The 7,844-nt window shown below is 44.4% G+C and carries 9 protein-coding genes; 5 read left to right on the top strand and 4 right to left on the bottom strand.

The window, feature by feature from the left end:
* Positions 1–174 (bottom strand): helix-turn-helix domain-containing protein (locus O9295_RS07105; protein WP_287706427.1); only part of this gene is annotated, 174 nt, incomplete at its 3' end.
* A 705-nt stretch (positions 175–879) separates the two neighbouring features.
* Between O9295_RS07105 and O9295_RS07100 the strand changes: the two genes are divergently transcribed.
* Both O9295_RS07100 and murJ read left to right on the top strand, forming a co-directional pair.
* Positions 880–1,416 carry a hypothetical protein gene (locus O9295_RS07100; RefSeq protein WP_288032493.1) on the top strand — a complete coding sequence of 179 codons (537 nt, stop codon included), beginning with the start codon at positions 880–882 and terminating at the stop codon, positions 1,414–1,416.
* Positions 1,361–3,088 (top strand): murein biosynthesis integral membrane protein MurJ, encoded by a 1,728-nt coding sequence (gene murJ / locus O9295_RS07095; protein ID WP_288032492.1) that lies wholly within the window; start codon positions 1,361–1,363, stop codon positions 3,086–3,088. The genes O9295_RS07100 and murJ overlap by 56 nt, the downstream gene beginning before the upstream one ends.
* A 245-nt stretch (positions 3,089–3,333) precedes the next feature.
* Here the strand turns inward: murJ and O9295_RS07090 are convergent, their stop codons facing one another.
* The 3 genes from O9295_RS07090 to O9295_RS07080 are packed head-to-tail and all read right to left on the bottom strand — an operon-like array spanning position 3,334 to position 7,237.
* The gene (locus tag O9295_RS07090; RefSeq protein ID WP_288032491.1) at positions 3,334–3,984 is read right to left on the bottom strand and encodes a hypothetical protein; all 651 of its coding nucleotides are present in this window, start codon (positions 3,982–3,984) and stop codon (positions 3,334–3,336) included.
* Between the two features lie 41 nt (positions 3,985–4,025).
* Entirely contained in the window at positions 4,026–5,306 is a 1,281-nt protein-coding gene (hisS, locus tag O9295_RS07085) for a histidine--tRNA ligase (RefSeq protein ID WP_288032490.1), read from the bottom strand.
* Positions 5,307–5,326: 20 nt separating this feature from the next.
* The gene (locus O9295_RS07080; RefSeq protein WP_288032489.1) at positions 5,327–7,237 is read right to left on the bottom strand and encodes a heavy metal translocating P-type ATPase; all 1,911 of its coding nucleotides are present in this window, start codon (positions 7,235–7,237) and stop codon (positions 5,327–5,329) included.
* Between the two features lie 6 nt (positions 7,238–7,243).
* Between O9295_RS07080 and O9295_RS07075 the strand changes: the two genes are divergently transcribed.
* From O9295_RS07075 to O9295_RS07065, 3 genes are all read left to right on the top strand, one after another.
* A complete protein-coding gene (locus O9295_RS07075; protein ID WP_288032487.1) occupies positions 7,244–7,552 on the top strand; it encodes a hypothetical protein in 309 nt (102 codons plus the stop codon).
* 29 nt (positions 7,553–7,581) lie between these two features.
* Complete coding sequence (locus tag O9295_RS07070; RefSeq protein WP_288032486.1) at positions 7,582–7,707, top strand: hypothetical protein; 126 nt, start codon at positions 7,582–7,584, stop codon at positions 7,705–7,707.
* A gap of 9 nt (positions 7,708–7,716) precedes the next feature.
* The coding region (locus O9295_RS07065; RefSeq protein ID WP_287737946.1) for a DUF2887 domain-containing protein at positions 7,717–7,844 on the top strand (128 nt) is incomplete at its 3' end.

The raw sequence follows: 7,844 nt of genomic DNA, 5'->3' as shown, positions 1-7,844 counted from the left end.
GGTTAGCATTGAAGAAGTTTGAGCGTAGCCTACTCTTTCTTGCTTTTCGTACCAAGCTTGTGTTCGTTCGTGGAGAGCTTTATTGTAAACCAATCTTACACAGCCCAAAGTGCGCCGCAATAGCGACTCTTGTTCGGGTGTGGGGTAAAATCGGTAAGAATAGGCTTTTTCCATACCTCACATTCTAACACATATTTTGTAAATGCGCTAAGATTTAACAGTAAAGCCGTCGTAGAACGACGGGGTTTCAGACCCAAATTTTCGATGACCGTTGGCATTCAGTGAAATTCGTAATCATTGAGAGTTGCTGGTTCTTTATTCTAGTCGGAAATTGTGGCGATCATTGTCGCACGCCAATCAGACCGATAAGGACTTTCAGAGCGCTCGCCAATCGCGTAGGGTGCAATTAACGCACCTTTTTATTTTTATTGGCTTATTATATGCGTTCTTTATCGAAAGCCTCAATTAATATCTATTCAGGAGACATTATAACATCAATCTCTCGCATCCTTAAACCTTTGTTGATCGCCTTAGAAATACTTTCATCCAGTGCGATCACTATCTTCTTGTTAATTAAACTTTAAAACTGCGATCGCTGGTGGCATTGTTAAGTTTTCTTGAACGGGCGATTTTTGTAATCAAGAGTAGAACCATCAATATTTATGGTTCGGTTGGCTCTTGGTATGATACGAATGTCTATGGAGAAATGGGTGTTATACATTCCAGTCAAATTAAATTTGACAACTAGCGATCGCTTTTCTACGGGAACAGAGAATTAGATAAAAAATACTAATATTTTGTCGCCATCAGGTTCTAGCCGCAATTCAATTGAGTATAAAATGATCTCAGAAAAAGCCTCCAGAAAATGTCAAATCAACCATGAAAAAAATTATTTTGATTTCTAGTCTATCTTTGACAATGGTAATCGGTGCTTCCTGGGCAAAACCGAATATAGTTTTGGCTGAAACTTGTAATTACTTTGCCGGAACTGCTGTGACGGGAAAAAGCGTTAACATCGATTTATGTTCGATTGTTCTGGCTAGTTCCCGTAGTGTTGACTTTGTTTATTACTTGGGAAATCAACGACTGGTTAGCCAAGCTAATTGTGATAACGGAACTTGGACGACTTTTCCCGAAAGACAAATTCATCGTCCCCGCTCTCAAGCGACTCAAACAATGCTAGAGGTGGTGTGTAGTTACAGATTCTATAGTTCTCAATCCACATCGAGAATCGCTGCGGCAATAGTGTTTTCTCCACCATCAAATGTGAGAACATCCCCCAATGGCAATATCATCTGTTCAGTCAGAGAACGTAGAACCATCAATATTTATGGTTCGGTTGGCTCTTGGTATTATACGAATGTCTGTGGGGAAATGGGTGTTATACATTCCAGTCAAATTAAATTTGACAAATAGAGAGCGCTTTTCCTCCGGAACACAGAAACGGGTAGAATCGATCAATGCAGTTGTTTTCTTTCGAGGTGTCATCATTACTAAGAAAGCTACCCGTTCCTTAGCCGGTATTGCCGGAATTGTCGCCGTTGCCACCTTAATCAGTAAGGTTTTTGGTTTAGTCCGCGAACAGGTAATCGCCGCTGCCTACGGTGTCGGGCCGGTGGTGAACGCCTACGCTTTTGCCTACGTTATCCCCGGTTTTCTGTTAATTCTCCTCGGTGGTATTAACGGCCCCTTTCACAGCGCTTTGGTCAGTGTTTTGGCCAAAAGAGATAAATCCGAGTCCGCGCCGATTGTCGAGACTATTACCACCCTAGTCAGTGCGATTTTATTAGCTGTCACCGTCTTTTTAATCGTTTTTGCCAATATTTTTATCGATGTTCTCGCCCCCGGTTTAGATGCCGCCACCCGCAGCATGGCCATTCAACAACTGCAAATTATGGCCCCCATGGCGGTTTTAGCTGGTTTAATCGGCATCGGTTTCGGTACTCTCAACGCGGCGGATCAATACTGGCTACCGAGTCTCAGTCCGCTTTTTTCCAGTGTGGCGGTGATTATCGGGGTGGGTTTGCTGGCCTGGTCACTTGGCGATCGCATTGATGAGCCGCAATATATTCAACTAGGGGGTTTTGTCCTCGCCGGCGGTACTCTCGTCGGGGCGCTCTGGCAATGGTTAGCACAAGTGGGCGCACAAGTCAAGGCAGGTTTAGGAAAATTAACATTTCGTTGGGATTGGCGGATTCCGGGGGTGTCGGAGGTGTTGCGGGTGATGATTCCGGCGACCTTATCTTCGGGAATGTTGCATATTAACGTTTATACTGACCTCTTTTTTGCTTCTTTTATCGAAAATGCCGCCGCATCCATGCGTTACGCCAGTTTTATCGTTCTCACGCCCTTGGGCATCATGTCTAACATGATTCTCGTGCCGTTTATGCCGATATTTTCTCGACTGACGGAACCGGAAAATTGGGGAGAATTGAAGCAAAGAATCCGTCAGGGTTTATTATTGACGGCTTTAACCATGTTACCCTTCACCGCTATCTTTATCGCCCTCGCTTTCCCTGTAGTGCGGGTTATCTATCAACGGGGTGCCTTTAATCTGGCTGCCTCGGAACAGGTGGTTCCCGTATTAATGGCCTACGGTTTCGGGATGTTTTTCTATCTCGGACGCGATGTTTTAGTACGATTGTTCTATGCTTTGGGTGATGGTGACACTCCCTTTAAGGTGAGTATGGTGAATATTTTTCTCAATGGTGTGCTGGATTTCCTCTTGTATAAACCTTTTGGTACTCCGGGGATTGTTTTAGCAACCGTGGGGGTTAATATCCTTTCTATGGGCATTTTTACGGTGATTTTAAATCGTCGTTTAGGGGGTTTACCCTTGGGAGAATGGGGTTTATCCTTATTGGGATTAACGGTAATTACAATGCTTTCTGGTGTTGCTAGTTGGGGTGCTAGTTGGGGTTGGGAAAAGGTTTTCGGTGCTGGTAATATTTTCCTACAATTATTACAGTTAGGTTTGGCATCGACTGTAGCGGTGGGTTTATTCCTCCTCGGTGCAATGTTATTGAAGTTACCTGAATTAGACCTATTAATCTCGCGAGTTCGTCAGAAGTTCTTGAAAAAATCTTAGGTTTAAGTTGCTGCCTCACCTCATCATTACATAGGGTTTGCTGAAAAAGTTTTTTCTGGGGGCAGGGTGTAGGGTGTAGGGTGTAGGGTGTAGGGTTTTACCGATTTTCATCTGGTCAATTATCTAATTTTCAGGGAAAAAGTACCTGAATTTTCCCCCCAATCACTCCAAGGGTCGGCACTTTTTGATGGGCAAAAGGTCTAAAAGTTTTACCCAACAAGGTTTTCACATTTATTCAGCAAACCCTATTTATTTTTAGGAATTGGGGGCAGTTGCGGGGATTTTCGGCGAGAATTAGAACCAGATATTTTCGGGGGGAGGGGTGCAGAATTGCGATTAGATAAACTTTGAAGGCTCTTTTTCATATTAGCAGGTTCCGGCAGTTCTAGAGTTACCCCTTCTCTAGCGGTCATTGTTTCCTCTGGTAGGCATAAATCAAAAACAAAGGCAGAATTATTGGTGAAATCAGCAAATTCTAATTTTACCATCTCTCGAGAGGATTCTAGTGCTAATAAAGGTTCAATTTCGGTTTTAATTAACTGTTCTAATTGAGCCAGATAATTGATCTTAACAGGAGTAACAATTAAAGTTAACATTTCTTGCCAACCTTGCCCCCCCAATTCTGCCAGAATATCCCCATAACAGCGAATTTTCCAGCTACCTATTCCTAAATCTCGATAGGAAAAAATTTCCAGCCAACCCCCAGCATCCGATCGATAATAATGAGTATATCTTTCACTACTGTCCGGAGATTCGTAATCGATACGCACTTCGATATGAGCAAAAGGAGAATCCAGACGGGCCAAGAGACGATAGTTTCCCGAGACAATTTCTAGGGAATTAGTAGAAATTGTGCGTCCGTGATTCTCCCCTTGTTTTTGCAGTATAAATTCCATAATCTTAGCCTAGGCCTAATGTTTGGCCATGACGCTAAAACTTAGGATTTGTGCCGGGAGATTTGCGCTTTTAATTCCCCTGCTTGTGTCAGTAAATCCGCTTGGGTTAGACTAATTTGTTCTTGGGTGGCCATCCATTTCAGTTGTACCGTGCCATTTTCAGCCTCAGCATCCCCTAAAATTATACAGCCCACCGCCTTAGCTCGATCGGCCCGTTTAAATTGTTTTCCGAAAGCGCTGCCGCTTAAGTCTAACTCGACGCTAAACCCCAATCCGCGTAATTGCTGCGCTAACACCACACTGCGTGCCTCAGCTTTTTCTCCTTTGGAGACAAGATAAAAATCGGGAACCAAAAAAGATAAAGATTGCTTTTGTTGTAATAATATAATCAGACGTTCTAAACCGATCGCCCAACCCACTGCCGGCGTGTCTAGACCGCCTAATTGAGCTATTAAACCATCATAACGACCACCACCGCAAACCGTGGCTTGAGCGCCTAAATCATCGGACTGAATTTCAAAGGCCGTATGGGTGTAATAGTCCAATCCTCGCACTAAACAGGGATTAAGATTATAGATAACTCCCAAATCAGTTAGTAAAGATTGCACCCGTTCAAAATGCTTTTGAGAATCACTGCCGAGATGTTCAAGAATACTGGGGGCATTCTCACAGATAATTTTTGTTTTCTCGTCCTTACTATCCAAAATTCGCAGGGGATTTTTTTCTAATCTCTGTTGAGAATCCGCGTCTAAATCAGCTTTGTAGGGAGTCAAATAATCTAGCAAGGCCTGACGATAATTTTGCCTATCTTGGGCATTTCCCAGGGAATTAATATCTAATTTTAGGTTTTCTAGACCCACAGCTTTTAATATCTCGCTGGCAAGGGTAATTACTTCCACATCCGCCCTAGGATCATCACTTCCCAACAATTCGACCCCGATTTGATGAAACTGTCGCTGCCTACCCGCTTGCGGACGTTCATAACGAAACATCGGCCCCTGATACCAGAGTCTTTGTACTCCTCCGGCGGCCTGTAATTTGTGTTCAATATAGGCGCGAACGACCCCAGCCGTTCCCTCCGGTCGCAAAGTCAGGGAACGTTGACCGCGATCGAGGAAAGTGTACATTTCTTTACCCACCACGTCCGTCGCTTCCCCGATACCCCGTTCAAAAAGTTGCGTCTGTTCAAAAATGGGAGTTCGTATCTCTTGATACAGCGCAGTCCCTAAAATTCTGCTGGCAGTTTCCTCTAACCACTGCCAGTAACCGACCTCCGCCGGTAAAATATCTTTTGTGCCTCGGATTGCCTGGATTTCGCCCATAGTTCTCTGTATTTTTATCCCTATTTGAACAATCTTAAACCGCTTAGAGTCACTAATACCGTCGATCCTTCATGACCGATGACACCAAGAGGTAAAGTTATATCACCGGCAAAATTGGCTATTAGCAATATGCCGATAAACGCGAGGGCGAAAGTGATATTCTGTTTAACAATGCGATTGGCACGACGACCAAGGTTAATTGCGCTGGGAATTTTGGCTAAATTATCGGACATAAGGATAATATCGGCCGTTTCCAAAGCGACATCACTACCAGCTTTTCCCATGGCAATCCCCACATTAGCCATAGCTAAAGCGGGCGCGTCATTAATGCCATCCCCCACCATAGCGACAGTGTGATATTTTTCTTGCAGATTTTGGATAACGGTTAACTTATCTTCGGGCAGTAAATCAGCGTAAACCTCCTCAATGCCGAGTTTTTCAGCAACTTTATCGGCACTTTGTTGATTATCACCCGTAATTAAAACGATATGTTCGATACCGATCTTTTTTAGCTGCTTCACCAGATTAACTGCCGATTCCCGCAGGGTATCGGACACAGCGATCGCACCGATTATTTGATTCTCTTGTACTACCCAAACTAGGGTTCTGCCTTCTTTTTGTAAACGTTCGCGGATAGCTAAAATATTCTGGTCAAGATCGGAAATATGGTCACGAATATAGGCAAAATTGCCCACAGATACCGACTTATCGGCAATTTTTCCCGTGATACCCCGTCCCGATACCGCTTGCACCTGATTAGCACTGAAGAAATTTATACCACGTTCCCTGGCTGTGGCGGTAATAGCGGATCCGATGGGATGTTCCGAACAGGATTCTAGGGCTGCAGCCACCGCTAACACCTCATTTTCGCTGACTGCATGGATAGGGATAATTTCCACCACTTGCAACTTACCAAGGGTGAGAGTGCCGGTTTTATCAAAAGCGATCGCTCGTATGCGGCCGATCATCTCCAATCTTGCGCCATTTTTGAATAAAATCCCCTGTTTTGCCCCGTTAGCGATACCCGATAACAAAGCTGGCATAATTGAGGCCATTAAAGCACAGGGAGAAGCCACCACGAGAAAAATTAAGGCCCGATAGATAGTAGTTTCCCAGGTCCAACCCCAGAGAAAAGGCGGTAAAATCCCGAAAATTAAGCCCAAAATCACGATAATTTTCGCATAAACCCGCTCGAAACCTTCGATAAACTGTTGGGAGGGAGGGGATTCATTTTGCGCTTTTTCTACCAAACGAATCACCCTCTCAATTAAGCGACTTTCGGGGGGAGTTTCCACCTTTAAACGTAGCACTCCCGCACCGTTGAGAGTTCCCGCAAAGACTTCTTCCCCGATGGTTTTATCCACGGGAAGCGATTCCCCGGTAATTGGCGCTTGATTAATGGGACTATTTCCCTCCATAATAATGCCATCAATGGGGATTAATTCGCCCGGTTTGACCAAAACTGTGTCACCGATCTGTAATTGCTTGATAGGAACCTCTTTTTCCCTGTCTCCCGTGATTAATCTGGCAGTATCGGGAGTCATAGCCATGAGAGAACGAATATTGCGATCGGTTTTTGCCAGGGCAATCTGTTCTAAAGCACCACTAATAGCGAAAATCAGGATTAAAACGGCTCCATCGATGATGAGATAGTAATTACTATCCCAGAGTCCCAAAATCGCCGCCCCCAAGGCCGCTACAATCATTAACAGGTCCACATCCAGTTCTTTTTCCTCCCATAAAGTCGTCAATCCTGCTTGGGTACTCTCGTATCCTCCCACCAGATATGCGATCGCTAGTAGGATAAAAGCCGGGCCGATCAGGTTAAAGTGTAGGCATAACCAACCAAAAAAGACTAAAATAGCGCAAATTCCTGCGGCAACTGCCGAGGAATACTGAGAAAACCAAGAGGACGAGATACTCTGAATCATGGATCGATGGCAATTCCTTCTCTACCCATTCTAGAAAAAATTAGATCGATGCAGAAAACCCCTAGGACGTTATCCCCTGCAGCCAACCTAGCTGATAATAATTGGAATTTTGCCGAGGTTTGGATCGATCCGCTGCTATCTCCTCCCTATATCTTGCTTTTACTCGCTGAATCTTCAGGAAACTATCGCGTGTACGATCCCTCTGAGGGTTATCAGGTGGTATTCACTGGTGCGAGTTACGAGGAAGCGGAAAATTGGCTATTAGAGGACGAATTTGAACCGGTAGAGGGACGACTTTCGCCAGCAGAGATATAATTGCCTTATCTTCTTGACGCTTTTCTTCGATGCTATCCTTACTAAAAAAGCGATGGAATTGGCTAAAATCGCTCTTTATTGGCAGTCCGAAGGCAATTAACCCCAAAGAAGTCAAAAATACTCCTCCAGAAGCCAGCGACGCACCAGAGGGATAGACCGAACTCATGAAAACCGACACGATTTTCTACCGACTTTTTCAAACCTTTCCCGATCTTCTGTTTGAGTTAATCGACTTTCCCAGGGAATTAGCCGATTTCTATCGATTTTCCTCCGTAGAGGTGAAACAACTATC

The organism is Microcystis sp. LE18-22.4A (assembly GCF_027531105.1).
GTDB classification, from domain to species: Bacteria; Cyanobacteriota; Cyanobacteriia; order Cyanobacteriales; family Microcystaceae; genus Microcystis; species Microcystis aeruginosa.
This window is presented reverse-complemented; position numbering and strand designations above follow the sequence as displayed.